Genomic DNA, 19,393 nt, shown 5'->3' with positions numbered 1-19,393 from the left:
TGGTCCTGGCGGCGGTGGCGGCGGTCCTGGGAGGTGACGCAAGCCACGTTCACCGCGTCGCGAATGCACCGTGCTGGCAATGGAGGCGAACATGGCACTCGAAGGCATGCACCGCGAATTGCTATGCCATCTGCAAGCGAAGCGAGCCGCACACCTGTTAATCGGTGCTTGGGAGGATGCTTGGCGCGAGGCCCTTGCAGATCCGGCCGAGGCGGTCCCTTGTCCTGAGTGCTTTCTTAAAGGGAGGACGTCAAAGCTCCATGCGCTCTCGAGCTACGGCAATCTTGGGCAAGCGCGGTGCCCGGACTGCCACACCGTTTTCATGTTCGTTAACAACTGACGTCGACTGACCATGGCGGAGAGGCGTGTGCATTAGTCCATCGCTCGCATCTGATTCCGAACCGTCTGTCTCACTGACATCACGGCGTATTGGGTGGGGCAGCTTCACATAGCATCAATCGCTGCCTACATTGGCACGCTGGTGCCGAGACACCGAAGGGAGCGGCGAGTGAATTTGTATCCTGGCGAAGACATCGAAGCTTCGGGAGCGCCTTCTGACTGGACCATGACTATCGTTGCCCAGGGGGAAGGGGAAGGCGCGAGCTACTTTGCAGACATCCAATGCGCCGGCAAACATTTTTGCCCCCTCGTGATCACCGGGCCGAGGTCTGAAGAAGAGGCTCGCCGGCTCTTGGCCGTCAAAGCTCGTCTGTGGATTGATGAGTACTTGAGGCGCCCGCATACGGGGACTACAGGGTTCGGCTCCATAGCTTGATCGCAGGTGCCACGGCCTAGATCAGGATCATTTCAATTTCGTCGAGCGAAACCTGGTGTTCGCGGCGGTAGTAGAGCCCGTTCGTTCTTGAACTCTCATGGTTGCGATCTGCTGCGCCATGTCGAGCTTGCCACCGTTGCGCAGGCACTAGGTGATACCGGTGGAGCGGACACTGACATGCTTCGCGCCATCAATGTTCGGGTAGGTCTCAGTGCTCTAAAGCGGCCACCGACGAACTTCCGCTTCTATGAGGACTTGTTTGTCAAGCGGTATCGGTCACCCGCCGCCTCTTGGGATACCTTCGAACCAGCCGTCACCGCTCCACGAGGAGTCCATGAACGAGAAGGTGCAGAAATTGCTGAGGTCCGCCCGAAGGTCGAATAGCTTCATGGTCGGAAATGTATCCCTGGACGGCCGTCTGGGGGACCCAGCCTCGGGTCCCGGTCACTGTTCATCTAGGCTCACTGCGAACGTAGGCAACCTGGCAATTTCTGAGGCGTGGTCGAACGACTGGTGTTGGCTGCGGATTCAACCGGTCGATGCAACACACTGAAGACTGCCATGAGCAGAAGGAGTGTTGCAGATGACGTACCGGACACGAACCTACTACACGGATTGCCAGAAGGCGTTGATGTGGGAGCGCTGGAAGGCAGGCGACAGCCTTCAACAGATTGCCCAGCTGTTCGATAGATCACATTCATCAGTCGAAGGGATCTTGTCTCGAACAGGCGGAATACCGCCGCCAGAGCGTCGCCGTTCCCCGTTGGCCCTGAGCCTGGAAGAGCGAGAGGAGATCTCGCGTGCCACGGTGGCTGGCTTCTCGATTCGTGCGATCGCCAGCATCCTCGGGCGAGCGCCATCGACTGTCAGCCGGGAGATCAAGCGCAACGGCGGTCGAGAGGGCTCTCGAGCCATTCACAGGCCAAGCTGAATGCCGTTGCAAGACAATTGAACGAGCGACCCAGGAAGACCCTCGACTTCCACACACCGGCTGAGATGTTCAGCCAAATCGTTGCATCGACCGGTTGAATCCGCAGCCGCATCCTGCCACACCCCGTGCCGGCGCCACCGGGCCCATACCGGCTGTACGCATTTCTCTGAAGCCGACATTGCGCAGCCTCCCGTATTCGGAGGGTCCCTCCTGTCCGAAGCGGCCACCCAGCCCTCACAAGAGTGGCCTCGCTGGTTTGATGGTGCAAACAGCGAGCAGCGAAATCTAGAGGGCGCGAAGCGCCCACCGCAAGCGAATTGACAAAGTTTAAGAATCCTCGTCGGCCAGCTCTCAGGACCCGTGTAGCAGCGAGCCGACAACAGGAAAAAAATCCATCCATTCGAATAGTTTCGGCTTACTTAACCGGTTGTAAGAAGCCCGGGCGGCACCTCATCATTCGCGAGCAATGACTTATGAGGAGATGCATTCGATGAGGGCCACCGCATCGACGCAGGCACTGTCGCGCTGGAGCCCTTCGCAGGCCTGGCCCATGTGCGTGTGAAGACCGATGCCTTCTTCGAGCGCGGCGGCCTGGCCGCGCTGTACGGCGACGGCGGCAGTGTCGACGCGACCTTCTCCACGTTGGGCCTGCGCGCGAGCACGCAGCTGGGCGAGCGCACGCGCCTGCGCGGCCTGCTGGGCTGGCGCCATGCCTTCGGCGACACCACGCCCACCAGCACGCATGCCTTCGGCGGCAGCCTGCCCTTCACGCTCTCGGGCGTGCCGCTGGCCAAGAACGTGGCGGTGCTGGAAGCGGGCGTGGAGACGCAGCTGCGGCCGAACCTGAGCCTGGGCGCTTCCTACTCGGGACAGTTCGGCGACCGGCTGCAGGACCACGGGTTCAAGGTCAACCTGAACTGGACGTTCTGAGCCTTGCTGCGGACGTAGCATCAACGGATGACAAGCGTCTTCAATCCCATGCGTGCGTCCCCTCGCCTGCCCACGACGGTGGATCTGCTGACCCGGGCACTTAAAAAGGACACCTTGCGTGCATGGGCCCGCAGGCTCGAGGTGTCCGAGGAGGCGCTGCGAGTTGCTCGCTTCAGGGGTAGGTTGTCACCCGTGCTTGCCGGCTGCATTGCAGAGGATCTGCAACTGGACGCGGCGAGGTGGATCGTCGTCGCGGCGCTCGAAACCGAGCGGGATACCGCTTGCAAGTCCAGCATGGTCCGGCACTTCAGCAAGGAATGGTCTTCGATGGGCGAAGAGATCAAACTGCCTCCGCCATGAGTTTGCGTCCAGCGGCCCCACCGCGGATTTCCTCACCTTGCGCTCCTAGGACGAACAGGAATTTACCAGGGGGAATAGTCACGGCCGCGATGTCGACCGAGCGGCCCGACTGGCAAAGCAGGCTCAGGTTCCCGCCGCGCAACCTTCAGGTTTGAACACGCGCGTGGTCGAACCCGGGTACTTCCCAAGCTTGGCCGCCGGCCTCAAAGGGCGCGGGAGCAATTCACCGTCGCAGTTTGGGCACGTCCATGCGAGGCGCCGATTCGAGCAATCGCTGCAAAACGTGCACTCGAAGGAACAGATGCGGGCATCGGTCGAATCCGGCGGCAAATCTCGGTCGCAGCACTCACACCCTGGGCGCATTTGAAGCATGGCGGAACCTCAGAAAGCTTGGTCGATGAAGTAAACGAAGGCAAACTAGGCGCCGCCGGCGAACGTCCGGTCTTGGCCGAGCCTGTGTGAAAACGGGTTGAATAGGTGACGGTGCTCGCCTAGATTGTGGCAACGCGATTGAAGGGCAGCCACATGAAGCGATTCATCGAAGGCGAGGACCGTCATCAGGTCACTCTGCTGCCAGAGTGTCTTGACGACTACATCGGCGAAGACAACCCGGTGCGAGTTGTCGATGCCTTCGTCGAGGAGTTGGACCTCTACGCATTGGGCTTCGACGGCGTCGATCCGGCAGCCACCGGCCGACCCTCGTACCACCCCGCGGTCCTGCTGAAGCTCTACATCTACGGCTACCTGAACCGTATCCAGTCGAGCCGCCGCCTGGAGCGCGAGGCGCAGCGCAACGTCGAGCTGATGTGGCTCACCGGCCGGCTCGCTCCGGACTTCAAGACCATCGCCGACTTCCGTCACGACAACGCAGCGGGCATCCGCAATGTCTGCCGCCGCTTCGTCGCCCTGTGCCGCGACCTCAAGCTGTTCTCTCACGCCATCGCTGCTATCGACGGCAGCAAGTTCAAGGCGGTCAACAGCCGCGACCGCAACTTCACGCCCGGAAAGATCGATGCGCGTCAGCGGCAGATCGAGCAGAGCATCCAGCGCTACCTCGACGCGCTGGAGACGGCCGACCGCACGCAGCCGGCTGAGGTCGAGGCCAAGACCGAGCGGCTGCAGGAGAAGATCAAGAAGCTGCGCGAGCAGATGAAGCAGCTCGATCGCACCAAGGAACAGCTGAAGAATGAACCCGACGGGCAGCGCTCGCTCACCGATCCTGATGCGCGTTCGATGAACTCACAAGCCAAGGGCTCCGGCCTGGTGGGCTACAACGTCCAGGCGGCGGTCGATGCCAGGCACCACCTGATCGTGGCGCACGAGGTCACCAATGCAGGTCATGATCGCGCGCAACTCAGCAAGATGGCCAAAGCTGCACGCGAGGCGATGGGCAAGACCAAGCTGCAGGCCCTTGCCGACCGCGGCTACTTCAACGGCACGGAGCTCAAGGCCTGCGAGGACGCAGGCATCACGACCTACGTGCCCAAGCCGATGACCTCGGGCGCCAAGGCCGAGGGACGCTTCGACAAGAGCGACTTCATCTACATCGCAAAGGCCGACGAGTATCAGTGCCCGGCGGGCGAACGGGCAATCTACAGGTTCACCACGTTCGAGAAGAACGGCAACAAGCTTCGCGTCTATTGGACCAGCGCCTGCCCCACGTGCCCGCTCAAAGGTCAGTGCACAACCGGCGACTACCGCCGCATCCGCCGATGGGAGCACGAAGAGGTGCTTGAGCGCGTCCAGCAACGCCTGGACCGCAAGCCTGTCGCCATGACGCTGCGAAGGTGCACGGTGGAGCACGTGTTCGGCACATTGAAGTACTGGATGGGTTCAACCCACTTCCTCACCAAGACGCTGTCGCACGTGAGCACCGAAATGAGCCTGCACGTGCTGGCATACAACCTGAAGCGGGTGATCGCGATCCTGGGTATTGCCAAAACGATGAAGGCGGTCAGGCTGGTGGGGGCGTGAGCCTCTTCAAGTGCCCTTTGCAGCTTGCGCAGCGACTCTGTCGCGAGGCAAACCACTTGTCTGTGCGACGAGACCACTGGATGACTCCGTGGCGCTGATGACGACCACAAGGCCGCGTCTTCGGCATACTCGCAAGTCAGAAGTCGTTTGCACACAACCTCGGCCGGAAGCGGCTGGCCGCGAATTGTTGCCCGCCACTGGGTCAGTGCGCACGCGCTTCGATGTGATCGGGTCGCGCGATCCGCACCGCCCTACCCTGCCCGGTGTTTTCGTTCGTCCAGGACGCGAAGGCGTTCAAGCGACCGAGCGGGCCGTTTCCTCATCGAATCACGACTTGCGCGCGCCGCCGCCAAAGTTAGCCAGTGGCCGCTTCCGCACTCCATTGCCGGGCGTTCTGGTCGCCATCGCCTTTTCGCTGAGCATGGCGATCTCGTTCGAGGTCCTCAGGAATGTTGACTGCATGGTCGCGGACACGAAGGCGATGCAGGCCAAGGGTGAACAGATGGCGCGGCTGATCACGCGCAAACGCAGGAGAAATGCGGCGCCGAGGCCGCCTTCGCGTCAAGAACCAGTAAATGGACCCCCGAGCGCGAACGAGGAGCTCTCGACCATGAGTTGCCAGGCGCTACTTGAGCAAGGCTCACGAGAGCGGCGGAGGGGCTGCTTCGGCCGGGATGATCTCGTACTTCTGGTTCGGCATGTCGATCACTAGGTCGAACCGATCGCCAGGCGCAACGCCGGCTTTGTCCGCCGCCAGCGCCAGGCTGAAGAACTGCTGGCTGTTCGCCTTGATGTTGATCGCAGGGAGGCTTGCGCCTTCATGCGCGAAGGTGCCGTAGACCTTCCCGAGGAGAAACTTCGGCAGGTACACGACCTGGCGCGGCAGTGGTGAGATTGACGCCGACTGCGTGACGCTGAAGCGGAAAGGGCGAGTCAGGTCGACGGCCACTTCCATGGGGGCATTGCGCCCGACTTCGACTTCCCTTCGCCGGCGGGCATCAATCAGGCCTTGGGCAGGGATCGGTCGACCGCGGATCGCATAGATGGAGTGCTCGAGCTTCTGAATCGCAGGTGAGCTGCTGAGCGCCACCGAAACCGCCATGTTCGAGACGCCACCTGGAACAACCAAGCGCGCGGCAATTTCGGTGCGCGTGGCCGCGCCGCCGTGTTCCTCCATGATGCTGACGATCGTGGCTTCTGTCGCCGAAAGAACATCGCGCGCGACGGCCGCTTTCGGTGTGTACTTGTTGTGCGCGTTTGCCGTGAGCCAATCCCAGCCCGCGATGAGGGCGGTCATCACGTGCAGCGGGGGCATGGCCAGCCCACGTCCCGCGCCGTCGCGATAGAACCAGGCATCGTCGGTCACCAGTGCGGAGATCACGGCGTCGATCTCAACGCTGCCCACGGCGACGCTCATGAGCTTGCGCATGCGCGCCGCGGCGGCACTGATGTCGCTATCAATGAGGGTGAACCACCCGGACTCGGCGTCCAGCATGCGAAACCCGGGTGCGCGCTCAAACAGCGAGCGAAGCGTATCGTCGTCCTGGGCCACGCCCTCCTTGATCGCCAGGATGCCCGCGATCCGTATGAAATTGGTACAGCCGACGAAGGTGCAGTCGCGTCGCGCTTCCGCAAGGGCCAGTTTCATCCAAGTCGACGGCTCGACGGCGAGGTCCAACATCGCGATGCTTTTGATGCCGTCGCTCGTGCTCGTGCGCGCGGCGACAACCTGGATCGTCGGTGAGACGCCAAGCTCCTTAGCGAAGTCGATCGCTGCAATGATCCCGGCGCCCTCTCCGAGGAAGCGTTGCAGCTGCTCGTTGGCCGCTGTGGCAGAGAGCGGCATGACGCGCGCGGCCGCCGCGAATAGGCGGTCCAGAGCCGGCAGCGTGAGCGGCCGCGCACGCAGCGAGGCCAAGAGGCCATCACAGATCTGCCTTACGCGCTCGCGAGTGATGTCATGCACGTCGGCCACCGCCTGCAAGGTTGCTCCCTCCAGGCCGCCAAAACGGCCGAGGAAGAGTTCCCGGCGACGCTGCAGGCCTGCGTGATCTGGGCGCAGGCCGGCGTCGACCAGCGCGTGGCGCAAAAGGTCCTCGAGCTCCTGGGCCCAGGTAGCCTTGTGGGCGGCGATCAGGCGCCCGCAGAGTTCGTGGGCGAATCCTGACAGGGTTGGTTTTGTGATCTGCTGGGCGAGCCAGGGCGCAAGCGCGGACCCCGCCACACCCGGAAACCGCAAGTCGTCGATGTCCAGCCCCTTCACCCAGGCCGCGTCGAGGCAATCGGTGACGGCGGCGCGGAAAGCGTCGTCGATCTCGACGTCGGGCGAGCCCTGGGGCGACAGCGCCACCATCCTGGCGCGCACAGGCTGGCCAACCCAGTAGATCGCCTCGATGCGTGCGAGGAGGCCGAGCAGCTCGGCCACCGGCATTCTGAGGGCGTCCTTCACCTGGCGAAGCGTCATAAATGGGAATGCATCGGTGAATCCCTCCGCCCGCGTCAGCGCGAGAAGCCGGGACCGCTCGGTGCCGCTGACCGCCAGGTGCCAGTCATCGGTAAGGCGCACGCTGATGGGCGAGTTCCAGATCACATCGAAACTTGCACGCCGACGCGCGACGATCATCTCGCGCATCTCGGCGGCAAACCGCGCACTGGGAAGGCCCGGGCGCTGCCAATTGAAAAGCTCGTGCGCCTCGACGTCGCCGTGCACCGATGGCAAGGCGCTCTTGATGAAGGGCCTCATGAAGCTCGGTACTACCCTGGCATGGCGGGCGACAGCGCTGTTTGGAGTATGTGCAGGCTGGCCGGAACCTGCGAGGTCGGGCTGGGGTTCGGCGTCGAGCTGATTCAATGCATGCCCTTATTCGAGGTCTTCGTTATCGTCTTCGGCGTGATCGTGGGCCTCGGCGGCCGGCCAAGAGAGAAACACTTCTGCAATCTGAACTCGCCAAGCGCGTCGTACAGGGGGGCCTCAACGCCCGGAAACGGCCGACCGTAGCCAGGTCGTGTGCGTCGGGACCCGGCGGTCGCGGCAACTGTAGCAAGCTCCTTTACGCCGGAATCCCTCGATGCTGGCGATGCCCGCTGCGCCGTGACAAATGTCCGGTCCTGGGCCGGGTGCCGCCCCATGGCCGGAAGCGGCTGGCGGCGAATTGTTGCCCGCCACTCGGTCAGTGCGCACGCGCTTCGATGTGATCGGGTAGCGCGACCTGCACCGCCCTACCCTACCCGTTGTTTTCGCTCGCTTCACGACCCGATGGCGTTCAACCGACCGTGAAGGGCCGATTCCTCATCGAATCAACGACTTGCGCGCGCCGTCGTCAAACTTAGAACGTAAATTTGATGGAATTCCGGTCTAACTTTGAACGAACTCAACAGGCCTCCGAACAAAAGATTCCCTCCGAACAGGATCATCGGGGGGTCCTTCTCTAAGACAAAGAAATTCCGTGCCTCCTCGCCCCTCTCGGATCTCACCCGCGCCGCGGCGTCAGTCTTGCCGTGGGCCGTTGCACTTTAGAGAAGTCGGCCTGCAGCGCAATCTCGCACTCATAGAGAACTCCGGCCAGGCAGAACATCAGCTGCCATCGAGCGCCAGGCGCGCGCGGCCCGCGGGTCTCGTCGTAGTAGACGATGATGCCGGCGTCACGCAGATCCCTGAGGGCGAACGACGCGACCAGGCTGCTGTCGAAGGCGTTGGCCTTGAGCGTCACGACCCGCGCGGCATCGTCGTACTCGACCGCCTCAATCTCCATGTCTAGAAGCGAGGAGAAGCTGTGCTTCATGGTGCACGGACCTGGGCGTGGCTGGAAGACCGGCGGCGTAGGGGGTGTGTTGGCGGCGCTCATGAGTTTTTTGTTGGCGACAAGAGATTGATGAAAACGGCTGGTTGATGAAAGCGAGGGATTGTTTCGCTCTTTGTTGCGCGGAGCAACAATGAACGCAACAAAGAGGTGAGCCAGCTTGGCCGATCCACCCTGGAGTCGCGCTTACGCCGGTCGGCTCTCCGCGGCGACCTGGAGCAGCTGCTCGGCCGTGGGCTGGTCCCAGCCCTCACCTCTCGACCTGAGCCCGTAAAACCGGACCATCTCGCCGCGCACGAGGTTGTGGTTCCAGCCGCTGGTCTGCAGCCGCTTGAGGATGCTCGCGTGCGCGTTACGTCGCGTCAGGTCCTCGAGCAGCTCGCCGGCGATCACGGCCTGTTGCTCCACCGGTAGCGCTTGCAACTCGGCGATCAGCTCTTCGCGAATTCGCGTCTTGAACTTCTCGCCCCACTCCTTCATCCGCGCCTCCTGTTCGCGCCGGCTCTCTGGGCTGGTTGGGTCAGCACGCGCTGCTTCCTCTTCGATCTTGGCAACGACGATCTTCGCCTCGCTGGGGAGCATGCTCTTCAGATAGCGATAGCTGTCGCGTACGGGCTCGGCGAAGTCACTCTTGACCCGACGCTCCAAGCCGTCGAGCCCGCGCTGGAAGGCTTCTGGGCCGAACTCCGAGATCAACGTCTCCGCCTTCTCGGGGTCTATGTCGAGTGCCTCCGCCCGATTCAGCAGCGCCAGGTCGACTGGCCCGTCGAGCGAGGCCAGCAGAGAGCGTTGCTTCTTCGGCCGGATGAGGAACTGGATGTCTTTGACGAACCGCCCTTCCTTGTAGTCCTTCAGTTCGACTTCGAGGTCGCTGATATGGTTGATCTGGGCCACCGCCTTGTTCAGCACGTCCCTCTTGAACATGCGGTACTCGAAGTTGGCCGTCCTCTCAACGTCGGGCTTGCCGGTGAGCACGGGCCTCCACCAGTTCCAGTCCTGCCTCGGAGTTCGACCCACGCCCTTGTAGCGGGCGCAGATCTCGTAGAGCGCCAGCGCGGGATGGTGACTGAACTGGAACAGGATATCCATGTCGAGATCAGCCCACACGAAAGGCTGTAGCAGTTCTTGGCGCATGTTCACTGCGTACGACCACTCGACCCACACCTCCCCGCCGCGGCGCTTCTCCAACTTTGCATGCGCAAGCATGGCGCACGCCTCCCACGCGGCCCCCTCCCCTTTTGTCGGCGACTGCCATTCGACAAGGGTGGTGATCATGGCTCGCAGGTGCTTCTTCACCTGCTCGAAATCCTTGGAGTTGAAGTCGATGCCGCGGACGATCTCGCGCAGCGGAGAACTGTGCGTCTCCTCATCCATGCCCTGCTGCTGCGCTTCCTTCAGGAGCTTGTTCCAGACCTTACGGCCGAGCACCGTGATCCTGTGGGACTTCGGCTGCATCGCGAGCGTGTTGACCGGCTTTCGCAGTCGCGTGTCCTCGACCTCCGGCTGGTGGATCACTACGTCGGAGGTCTTCCTTTTCGGCTTTGGACGGGGTGGTGGCGGCGCGGGCACGAGGTCCATGGCGGCTGACTATATGACAGCGCCAGCGATATGTGAAATCAGGGGTTCACGCGAACTGGCGGGGAAAGCCATTTCTGATCGGCGAATCGGTGGGCTTGAGTTCTGAGAACTGGAATCTTTAGCATCCATGCTCCCCGAAAACCTTCACATATGCAGGCCTCGGTCCGGAGCGTTCCCCGAAAAGCTTCACATGAAGGCCCTCCTGCAGGGTCCGATGGGGTCGAAATTCACCCCAAACCAGGGTCCCTACCGCTCTTCCTGGGCTTCATCGACCGAATCCCGAACTCACTCTGCTCCACCCCGAAAAGCTTCACATGTCGCCCCGGCTCCTCTCCGGTTCTCCCCGAAGAGTCTCCGAAACTTCCCGAATCAACACCAAAACTACTCCTAACTAGTTGATTCATAAGGACTTTTCGGTCCGTAAAGGTTTTGGAGTTGATGAAGGGTATTGAACTATCGAAACCCAGCGGAGCAATCTGGAAGGAAAGCAGGGACACCGTCCCGCCGCAATGTGAATGTTTTCGGGGAAGGATGCGTGATTTCCTTTGCAAAACCAAGACGCGTTGACACAATACGCGCCAGATTCAGTTTTTGTGTCAAAGGACGGGAAAACCCGTTCGCAAGGAGAGTTGTGTTGACGAAGCTAAAACTAAGCAGACTGAAGTCGGTGTCGATCCAGGACATCACCGACCAAGCTGAGAAGGCCACCGACATGATGGGGAAGATCCGGTCGGCCATGCTGGCTCCGACGGCCAGGAAGAGCGCCCCGACATTCAACCTTAGCCAGCTGTCTGCTCTTTGCGGCGCTGAGAGGGGCTCGATTCTCCATCGTCTCTCCAAAGGCGGATTGCCGTCTGGAAACTTGAACCCTTCCGGCAGTCGTCGCGAGTTCACGCTGGCCGAGAGTCGCGAATGGATCCGTGAGTATCGGAAAGAGCAGCGACGCCCGCAAGGCGCCGAGGCGGTGACGATCAGCGTCGGAAATTTCAAAGGTGGCGTCACGAAGACCACGACCGCTGTGACTTTGGCCCAGGGCCTCTCGCTCAGGGGGCACCGCGTGTTGATGATCGACGTCGACCCGCAAGGTTCTGCGACAACGCTCTTCGGCATCTTGCCCGACACGGAAGTCGAGGAGGATCAAACCGTCCTTGGTCTCGCGCTAGGAACAGAATCGAGTATCAGGTACGCCATCAGGCCGACATACTGGGACGGTATCGACATCGTCGCGGCAGCACCATTGCTGTTTGGCGGGGAGTTCGCCCTCCCCGCCCGCCAATCGCGGGATCCTGAATTCGAGTTCTGGAGCGTTCTCGACCTGGCAATAGATGACGTGAGAAGCGAGTACGACGTGATCATCATCGACACGCCCCCTGCCCTCTCCTATATGACTATTGCTGCTTTCATGGCGTCGGATGGCATCATCATTCCGCTGCCGCCGAACCCCCTGGACTTCGCTTCCGCCGCACAGTTCTGGAATCTCTTCTCGGACATTGCGCAGGGATTTAAGGCGCAGCGTGGTTACGACAAGAATTTTGCGTTCATGCACATCTTGCTCGCGAGAGTCGACTCGTCAGATTCGGCAAGCAATGTGGTGCGCCAGTGGATCGGCCAGACATATGCAGAAAAGGTTCTGCCGGTCGAGATTCCGAAGACGGCGGTAGCGTCTTCGTCGAGCGCCGAATTCGGGACGGTGTATGACGTCGCCAAGTACGACGGAAATGCGCGCACCTTCAAGCGCGCGCGCGATGCATACGACACCTTCGTCGAATACGTCGAGGGATCGGTTCGCGAGGTCTGGGATACCCAGGTCGAAGAGGGCGCCAACGCTGCCCCAGTCAAGCCAGTTTCGTCTGTGATTGAAGGAGTCGCGTAATGGCAAGAAACCTGATGGAGAAGTCGCAGAAGATTCAGGTTCCTGAAGCCAGGTCCGCGTCCACCCCTCAAACGCCTCCTTCCAAACCCAAGACAGCACCAGGCACTCTGATGGGTTTCATGGAGGGCCAATCAACCGTTCATCAGGAGAACAAGGTTCTGCGCGATCGGGCGGAGGAGGCCGAGCGGGTGGCGGAGGAATTTAAAGGCGCCACGCCGGTGAAGATGCTCGACCCCAAGCGCATCCGGAGATCCGACTGGGCCAATCGGGACCCAGCGTCTTTCGATGGCCTGACGTGGGACGAGTTCAAGGACGACATCCTCAAGAACGGCGGGAACGAGGTGCCGATCCGGGTACGGCCCCTTCCCGACGCGGTAGAAGGCTGCGAATTCGAGATCATCTACGGTCATCGCCGTCACCAAGCTTGTCTGGAACTCGGGCTTCCCATTCGGGCACAGGTCGAGGACGCCACCGAGCACATGCTGTTTGTAGCGATGGAACTGGAGAACCGATCGCGGAAGGATCTGTCGCCGTGGGAGCAGGGCATGTTCTACGCGAAGGCGCTCGACAAGGGTCTGTATCCATCAGCGCGCAAGTTGGCTGAGGCCATCCGGCGAGACTCCAGTGGTGTGAACAAGGCGCTTGGCATTGCAAGGCTGCCGACAGCGGTAGTCGAGGCGTTCGCAAGTCCGCTCGAGATCCAGTACCGCTGGGCTCAGCCGCTCCATGAAGCTCACCAATCAGATCCTGACGGCCTGTTGGCCCGAGCGAAGGCGATCGCTGCCTATGGGCGCCGGCAGGCTCCGGGGGCGGTGTTCGCTCAGCTGGTCTCCCCAAAGGTTCCTTCAGATGGGAAGTCGCGCACGACTGCCGATATCGAGATCGGAAAGGTAGGGCGAAAGGCAACTGCGGTCCTGACCAGCGACAGGAAGGGGCGGGCTATTCTGAAGTTCCAAGTCGACCTGCCCGCGAAGAAGCGGCAAGCGCTGGCTGCCTACGCGGAGAGGTTGCTGCTAGAGGACTGATCCTTCATGGCAGAAAAGGGGGTGAGGAACGGTTCCTCACCCCCTTTTTTATTGCCGCGGCCTGGCCGGTTGCAGAGAGCTTCTGGAACGGCTCTTTCACCCGTTTCTGTAGACCCTTGGACCCATGCGGGAAGCCGAAGAAAGAGTGAGGAACGGTTCCTCACCCCTTGTTCCGACTTCGCCGAGCTATCGGTCACCGGAAATGTAGGGGCGCATGAGGAACGGTTCCTCACCCCTTTTTTTGGCGGGCCGGGCCGGTGCCGGAGAGCTTCTGAGTGAAGAGGACTGTTCCTGGCCTTCTTCGAACGGCCTTGACCGGTTCTCCCGGCGCCGGCTGCTTGGCCGTAGGGATTTGCGATGTGAGGAACGGTTCCTCACCCGGATTCCTCTGGCGCCGAGTTGTCGCCCGGGGATTCGACGCGTGAGCCCTTAGAGCCGTGAACGGCACGACTCTCGCGCAGCACCTCGACCACCTCCTTGTGCATCGCGGTTATCTTGCGCTTCCTGGAGTCCTGGCCGGCCGACTCGGCGGCTCTGCAGGCCGGGTGATCGGCAGGGTATGCAGGGGAGGGCGGGTGCCCAGCGGGTGCGATCTGGGCCATGCGCGACTGATATTTAGGCGGTTGGCGCGGAGGGGCAGGTGAAGCTGGCGATCTACACGCCCCCTCGGCGACGAAGCGCTGGCGGGCCGCAGTGACTTCGGGATGGTGAGGAACAGTTCCGCACCGGTATTTCTACGGCGCCGAGCTGTCGGTCACCGGAATTCGGGGGCGCATGAGGAACGGTTCCTCACCCCTTTTTTATCTACGCCGGGCCGGTGAGAGCTTCTGGTGGGGAGGCCCTGTTACTCGCCTCCTTCGACGGGCGACGGCCGAGCGTTTGACGTTCAAACACCGCCCGCTCGACGGCGCCGAAGTAAGTGCCGCCCCGCGGGTGTTTAGTGTCGCCTTACTTTTTGCACAGTGCCTCGAGGATCTCAGTCAGCATCGACTTAACAACGCCAATGTCCCGATCGCGCCTGGCCTCCACCAAGGGATCTGGTCCGCCGCTCACGCGGCTTCCCGTCGCCGCCATCGCCTCTTGAGTTCGGGCCACGGCGTCGTCGAGCTTCGTGATAAGGTTGTTCCTCAAGGCCGCGAACTGCACGAGCTCGCGCTTCACCTCGACGAGCTCCTTGAACATCGCCGTCATCTTCCGGTCCAGCTCCTGTAGCGTCAGTTCGGCGGTCGGTGTAGGGTCGACAGCTCGAACTACTGGGGCGGCTGGTGCTGGTGCGGTGGCAGGGGAGGGCGGGTGGCCGGCGGGTGCGATCTGGGCGAGCCGCGACTGAAGGCCCTCGGCCACCCGAGCGACCGCCAAGTCCAAGAGCGCCTGGGATCCGGTGTCCGCCAAGTGTGGCCATAGCTCATAGACCCTGCTGATAGCCGAGCGGGTGTTCAGACGCAGGCCCGGGCGGCCCGCGCGCTTCCCGCGGCGCAGCATCTCCTCGCGGGTGAACGCGCGCGGCTCAGGAGCGAGGGCAGCGGCCGCGGCTTGATCGGCTGCGACGCATGCGTCGAACTCTCCGGCCGCGCTCCATTTCTTCAGGGACGACTCGGTCGGAGCCTGATGCCGGTGCATCATCGTCAGTATTCGAGCAAGCTCGGCCAGCGAGCAGAAGGGCGGCCATCCCTCTCCAGATTCGAGCGCGAGCAAAGCAAGTGGGGTTTGCCCCGTCGAACTGGTCCAAGGGTGCGTTTGCAAGGGTGGTGTAGCGCTCACGACGTGCCGGAGATCGGTTTGGTTATAAGTAACTAAATTATGAACCGTTCGCTGCGAATCGGTCGTAGCGAGCTTCGTTTCCGTGAAACATTCTGCTCAGGGCGGATGGGAAAAGCGGTTAAGTCCTTGTCGTGCAACAACAAAAACTGTGTCCAGAGATTTCCGTGAAACATCCGGTCGAAGATCGTGGTCTAAGTTGGAAGCGGGCGCATCACAAGGCGCCAGTGCGGTGTGAAAGACACCCGCGCGGCCGGCGCCGAGCACCGCTCGAGATGTACCAAGACGCCGAACGCCGTGGAGAGACTGCGCGGGGCCCCCTTTGTTGCGCAGTTTGTTGCGCGGCGCAACAATGACCGCAACAATCCTCACTCCACGAGCAAGGGCCCAGTTGGCGCTTCCGGCGAGTCACCGGTCCCGCCCGATTCCATGGGCAATTGCGGAGCAGCGCGATCTGCGGCCTGGTCGCGCTGGTTCTGGGTGTCGGCCAGCCCAGGTGCGAATCGGCCCGCGCCGCGGTAGGCGCGATCAGCCCCCGCGTAGTTCGCCTTGATCGTGCGCTTGCGCTTCATGTAGTGACCCATGACTGCAGCTGCCGCCTCGGGCCCGATGGTTGCCTGCATGTTGGCCGCGGCCGTCGACCTGGTGTCATACAGCGAGTACAGGCGCTTGTCGGGGAAAGCCTCGAGACAGGCGGTGCGCAGGGCAGCGCGGCACCCGTCGTAGTACCGCTCAAATGTTGGCGGGCCATGCTTTCCGGGTGCGCTGGACAGATATTGCTGCAGGTTCGTCAGGTGGGCGTCCACGGCACCGACCCAGCGGACGGGCACTTCGATATCGCGCCAAGCCAGCCCGGCGTTGTGCAGCTCCCAAGCGCGCAGCCGCCGGAGCGTGTCGATGCCCTCGGCATTGCTCGCATCGGTCCCTGCCTCGGCCTGGTCGAAAAAGGCCAGATTCCGAGCGAGCAGCTCGGAGTGGCGCTTGGCGGCCGAGACGACGCTCGAGATGTTTTCGCGGTCGGCCTCGGCCATGGAGACCAGGTCGGCGTCCGCACGGTTAAGCAGCCGCTCGGGAATATGCTGCCACCTGAACGGGGCTTGCTTCTTCAGCTTCGCGTTGGGTAGCCGAAGGATCCGCCGATCTCGGTCGAACCAATACGCGGACTCCCATTCGCCGGGTCGCGCGCCCGTCGCGATCCCGGCATTCAGCCAGGACGTGGTCTTCGTGGCCCATGCCTGCTGGGTCACGCGTGCACCAAGCAGGGCGTTTAGAAGGGGGCCGAGATCCTCTTGGGGAATCGTGCGGCCAGACACTCGGGTGTTCCGGATGATTTCCTGGGCTGCTCCACCGGAGGGGTCGAAGTCGCTAACGAGCGCCAGGCCCTGCGTGCGGACTGCCGGGGAGAAGTCGAAGTCGGGTTGCTTCAGGGCCCAGGTGATTGCGGCCGCGTAGGTGTTCTTGGTGCCCGGAGTGATCGTTGTGTCGTCCCGCAGCTGAGCGAGGAGATCCTCGATCGTCACGAAATCGGGATCCAGATTGAGGGCCGCCGCGGCTCGATCGACCATCATGCGGTAGTTGCGCAGGTAGGCCTTTGCAGTCTGCGGGGCGACCGGCTGGACTGCCTGCTCGAACCAGTTGCTCAGGCTTTCGGCCGGTCGGAAGTCTTCGTTCGCCAAGGCTCCGTCGGCTGACGAATCTGTGTTTGCAGCGTCGAGCGACTCCGGAAGATCTGGTTCTCTGCGATTGCTGTTCGGGTCGAATTCGGGGTTCACGTCTGGATTGCTGCTCATCTTGGGGTCTCGGTCCCGGCGCCAGATGGGAGGAACTGGGCTCGGCGGGTCTGGTTTCTGGGTGGGGTTCTGGATTGGGGTGGGATTGGCGCTTCTGGGGCTCGGCGCTCTCAAGGGCTCGGGTCCTCTGGAGATGCCTCGCTCGCCCGGTTCAAGGCTCCCAAACAGGCGTTTTTTCGCGGGTTTCCACCCAAAAGGCTGATAAGTGTGAAGAGTTCTGTTAGCAATTTCGAAAAACCCGCCAAAAACGGCCTCAAATCGGGGTGTGCACCTAACTGTGAATAATCGCGACTATTCACAGTTGTCTGGAAAATTCGGCCCAAAAATGCCCAAATTCAGGGCCGCGCCTAACCGTGAGTAATCGCGACTATTCACAGTTGCTTGGCAGATCGCATCCAAATTCCAAAAAGATCGAATACAAAGCTCATCTGACGTTCAACTGCTAATAATCGCGACTATTCACAGTTGCTCGCGCGGGTGGCTCGGCGTGGTCATCGCATCTAACTGTGAATAGTCGCGACTATTAGCAATTAGCTGCCAACCACCCAAGTACCACTCTGGACGGTTAACTGTGAATAGTCGCGACTATTCACAGTTAGCTGCAGGGCGGAATCATTCGAACGACTCACCGTCCAGCATCCGCACCGGTCTGACGGCGCCGACCCGTGGAGGAGGGCGATCGTCGTCGCCAACTGGGAGCGCCGCAGGGGCCCGAACCGCGGCCGGCGAAATTTGCTGAGCGATTTGCGAAGGCGGCGCTGTTGCCTGATGAGGCCGCGGCCGCGCCGATTCAGTCTCGGTCCAACTCGGGCTCGTCACGACTGAGGTCGGGAGCGACGTGGCCTGAGCTGGAACGATCGGGGCAACCTGATCGATTCCTGCCGCGGCCCGCGTTTCAGGGGTCGCCTGGATCGCGGCAGGCAGCCCGGACGTGCGCGCCATAGCCACGGCGGAGGCGGTGACCTCGTCCGTGAGTCCGCTGGATACCCGGATCGGGACACCGTCCTGGCGGCGCATCCGTTCCTCCATCATCAGGAGTCCCATCTCGATGAGCTGGCGCACAAACTGGTTTCGTGTGCGAACGCCTGGCGCCGACTCCATGCCAGATAGCGCGCGAAAGAGCATCGGGCTTTCGTCCCGGTGGAACCGCACCCTGATGTCCATGATGTTGTCGTTGACGCTCATTTCCTGGCGCCTCAAGCCGCTTCGGCGACGCGAGCCTCGGCCTGCGCGATGCCTTCACCGATCAGCTGCAGGCCTTCGACGTTGCTGAAGACCGAGTGCTTGGGCACGTAGATCGGCATGTCGGGCATGCGCTCAGCGATCTCTTCGGCGTAGTGCGACGGGTGGCCGCCGACCATGACCACCATGTCGATGATGTCCCAGGCCCCCTTGATGCCGTTCATCATGATGCTCACCGGATCGCGAACGGCACGGCGAGCGGCGGCCAGGATCTCCGGATCCTTCATGTCGATGGCGCGGCCGTCGAGCTTGAAGACGGCGCCGGTGCGCAGAGAGTTGTTCAGGCGGGTCAGGTTCGTGGGCGCGATGGCCCGGCCGAGCTTGGCCTCCAGATGTTCCTTCACCGACACCATGACCCGATGGCGTCCAGCGTCGCCAGCGGCGCCCGAGACGTCCGTGTTCGGCTTGCCGTGGTTCACCAAGAGCCAGTCCAGCGTGTATTCGCCCGGATCGACCGTCACGACCGTCATGGTGTCGACCAGCTGGTTCCAGTCCGCGAGGGGCTTCAGGCCCGATTGCGGGAAGCGCGCGATTGTCGCGTTGATGCCATCGATCTGGCGATCCAGGCTGTAGAAGCCGCCCATCGGTTGCGGGCGCACGATCACCTTGTCGATCACCATGCTGCGCTCGCCGTCCAGGCTGATCTTGCCGGTGTAGGCCTTCTTGAGAGCGGCGGGCTTGCCGGGATCACGGAAGTGGCTGACGGGCAGCCCCAGGACGAGAACGTCGAGGTGATCCTCGTCCATATAGGCGAGGGCGCCGCGCATAAGTGCGTGATAGGGCGCGCTCTCGTAGTACTTGTCGTCCAGGTGCCGTCCAAAGTCCGAGCTGGATGCGGCGCGGCTCATGACATCGGGGCCGACGACGAACGATTCACCGTTGTACGCCACCACCTTGACGTCCTCGCTTCGCCGCTCCTCGAGCTCATAGCGGCGGCGATCGACGCCGAAGGCAACCGAGGGGAAGAGGTCGTACTCGACGGCCCCACTCGCGGCATTGCGCCTCGTGAACTTGGTCAGGCCGTAGCCGAGGTCGATGGCGGCCACGATCGGCGCGCCGGATGCATTGCTCATGAAGAAAATCCTTACTTCGCGGGAATAGACTGTCGCGAACAAGAATCTCACATCAGAACAGGTTTCGTCAAGCCAGGGCACCGGACATACGTGAGACTTGCGGCGACCTTTGACAAAGATTGCCGATGGCGGGGATGCCCCTCCCACTACGAGCAGACTTTGGCGAAGCTTCGACAAAGACTGGCCGATGACGCGGGGCGATCAACGTCGCGCCGCGCTCCGGGCAAGCCGCCTACAGACTTCGACAAAGCTTCGACAAAGGTTGGCCTGGTAGGCGAGGACAG

15 protein-coding genes and 1 pseudogene are annotated in these 19,393 nt (G+C 62.0%); 7 read left to right on the top strand and 9 right to left on the bottom strand.

Features of this window, described 5'->3' with window-relative positions; all coding sequences use genetic code 11:
- The first annotated feature begins 91 nt into the window (after positions 1-91).
- The 4 genes and pseudogenes from APY03_RS44985 (at position 92) to APY03_RS35210 (ending at position 2,996) form a co-directional block, all read left to right on the top strand.
- On the top strand, positions 92-340 hold the full coding sequence (locus APY03_RS44985) for a hypothetical protein (RefSeq protein WP_232081433.1): 249 nt from the start codon (positions 92-94) through the stop codon (positions 338-340).
- 1,018 nt (positions 341-1,358) lie between these two features.
- A pseudogene (locus APY03_RS40935) lies at positions 1,359-1,688 on the top strand (helix-turn-helix domain-containing protein); the annotation flags it as partial.
- A gap of 522 nt (positions 1,689-2,210) precedes the next feature.
- On the top strand, positions 2,211-2,636 hold the full coding sequence (locus tag APY03_RS35215) for an autotransporter outer membrane beta-barrel domain-containing protein (protein ID WP_083944789.1): 426 nt from the start codon (positions 2,211-2,213) through the stop codon (positions 2,634-2,636).
- Between the two features lie 78 nt (positions 2,637-2,714).
- Entirely contained in the window at positions 2,715-2,996 is a 282-nt protein-coding gene (locus APY03_RS35210) for a hypothetical protein (protein ID WP_232324527.1), read from the top strand.
- A gap of 123 nt (positions 2,997-3,119) precedes the next feature.
- Here the strand turns inward: APY03_RS35210 and APY03_RS40930 are convergent, their stop codons facing one another.
- Positions 3,120-3,368, bottom strand: coding sequence for a DUF1272 domain-containing protein (locus APY03_RS40930; RefSeq protein WP_083944788.1), 249 nt, complete (start codon positions 3,366-3,368; stop codon positions 3,120-3,122).
- A 153-nt stretch (positions 3,369-3,521) separates the two neighbouring features.
- Here APY03_RS40930 and APY03_RS35205 point away from each other — a divergent pair, with 153 nt between their 5' ends.
- A complete protein-coding gene (locus APY03_RS35205) occupies positions 3,522-4,970 on the top strand; it encodes an IS1182 family transposase (RefSeq protein WP_068684746.1) in 1,449 nt (482 codons plus the stop codon).
- A 327-nt stretch (positions 4,971-5,297) separates the two neighbouring features.
- Here the strand turns inward: APY03_RS35205 and APY03_RS44980 are convergent, their stop codons facing one another.
- From APY03_RS44980 to APY03_RS35180, 4 genes are all read right to left on the bottom strand, one after another.
- A complete protein-coding gene (locus APY03_RS44980; RefSeq protein ID WP_146039648.1) occupies positions 5,298-5,489 on the bottom strand; it encodes a hypothetical protein in 192 nt (63 codons plus the stop codon).
- A 121-nt stretch (positions 5,490-5,610) separates the two neighbouring features.
- A complete protein-coding gene (locus tag APY03_RS35195) occupies positions 5,611-7,713 on the bottom strand; it encodes a sigma factor-like helix-turn-helix DNA-binding protein (RefSeq protein ID WP_068684742.1) in 2,103 nt (700 codons plus the stop codon).
- 727 nt (positions 7,714-8,440) lie between these two features.
- Positions 8,441-8,752, bottom strand: a complete 312-nt coding sequence (locus APY03_RS35185) for a hypothetical protein (RefSeq protein ID WP_146039647.1) — start codon at positions 8,750-8,752, stop codon at positions 8,441-8,443.
- Between the two features lie 204 nt (positions 8,753-8,956).
- Positions 8,957-10,348 carry a replication initiation protein gene (locus APY03_RS35180; protein WP_083944787.1) on the bottom strand — a complete coding sequence of 464 codons (1,392 nt, stop codon included), beginning with the start codon at positions 10,346-10,348 and terminating at the stop codon, positions 8,957-8,959.
- Between the two features lie 634 nt (positions 10,349-10,982).
- On the opposite strand from APY03_RS35180, the gene APY03_RS35175 reads away from it, so the two are divergent.
- Both APY03_RS35175 and APY03_RS35170 read left to right on the top strand, forming a co-directional pair.
- Positions 10,983-12,221: a ParA family protein gene (locus APY03_RS35175; RefSeq protein WP_068684734.1), complete on the top strand. Its 1,239-nt coding sequence runs from the start codon at positions 10,983-10,985 to the stop codon at positions 12,219-12,221.
- Positions 12,221-13,246, top strand: coding sequence for a ParB/RepB/Spo0J family partition protein (locus APY03_RS35170; RefSeq protein WP_068684732.1), 1,026 nt, complete (start codon positions 12,221-12,223; stop codon positions 13,244-13,246). Before APY03_RS35175 ends, APY03_RS35170 begins: the two co-directional genes overlap by 1 nt.
- Positions 13,247-14,194: 948 nt before the next feature.
- Here the strand turns inward: APY03_RS35170 and APY03_RS35165 are convergent.
- The 4 genes from APY03_RS35165 to APY03_RS35150 all read right to left on the bottom strand — a co-directional run bounded on the left by APY03_RS35165 (position 14,195) and on the right by APY03_RS35150 (position 19,109).
- On the bottom strand, positions 14,195-14,941 hold the full coding sequence (locus tag APY03_RS35165) for a hypothetical protein (protein WP_232324526.1): 747 nt from the start codon (positions 14,939-14,941) through the stop codon (positions 14,195-14,197).
- 431 nt (positions 14,942-15,372) lie between these two features.
- Positions 15,373-16,794 (bottom strand): hypothetical protein, encoded by a 1,422-nt coding sequence (locus tag APY03_RS35160; RefSeq protein WP_068684728.1) that lies wholly within the window; start codon positions 16,792-16,794, stop codon positions 15,373-15,375.
- A gap of 612 nt (positions 16,795-17,406) precedes the next feature.
- Complete coding sequence (locus APY03_RS35155; protein WP_068684726.1) at positions 17,407-17,979, bottom strand: hypothetical protein; 573 nt, start codon at positions 17,977-17,979, stop codon at positions 17,407-17,409.
- An 11-nt stretch (positions 17,980-17,990) separates the two neighbouring features.
- Complete coding sequence (locus APY03_RS35150) at positions 17,991-19,109, bottom strand: hypothetical protein (RefSeq protein ID WP_068684724.1); 1,119 nt, start codon at positions 19,107-19,109, stop codon at positions 17,991-17,993.
- Positions 19,110-19,393 lie beyond the last annotated feature (284 nt).

It is taken from the genome of Variovorax sp. WDL1 (assembly GCF_001541225.1).
In the GTDB taxonomy this organism is placed as follows: Bacteria; Pseudomonadota; Gammaproteobacteria; order Burkholderiales; family Burkholderiaceae_C; genus Variovorax.
The sequence above is the reverse complement of the archived record's forward strand: the minus strand, read 5'-3'. Positions and strand labels throughout refer to the sequence as shown.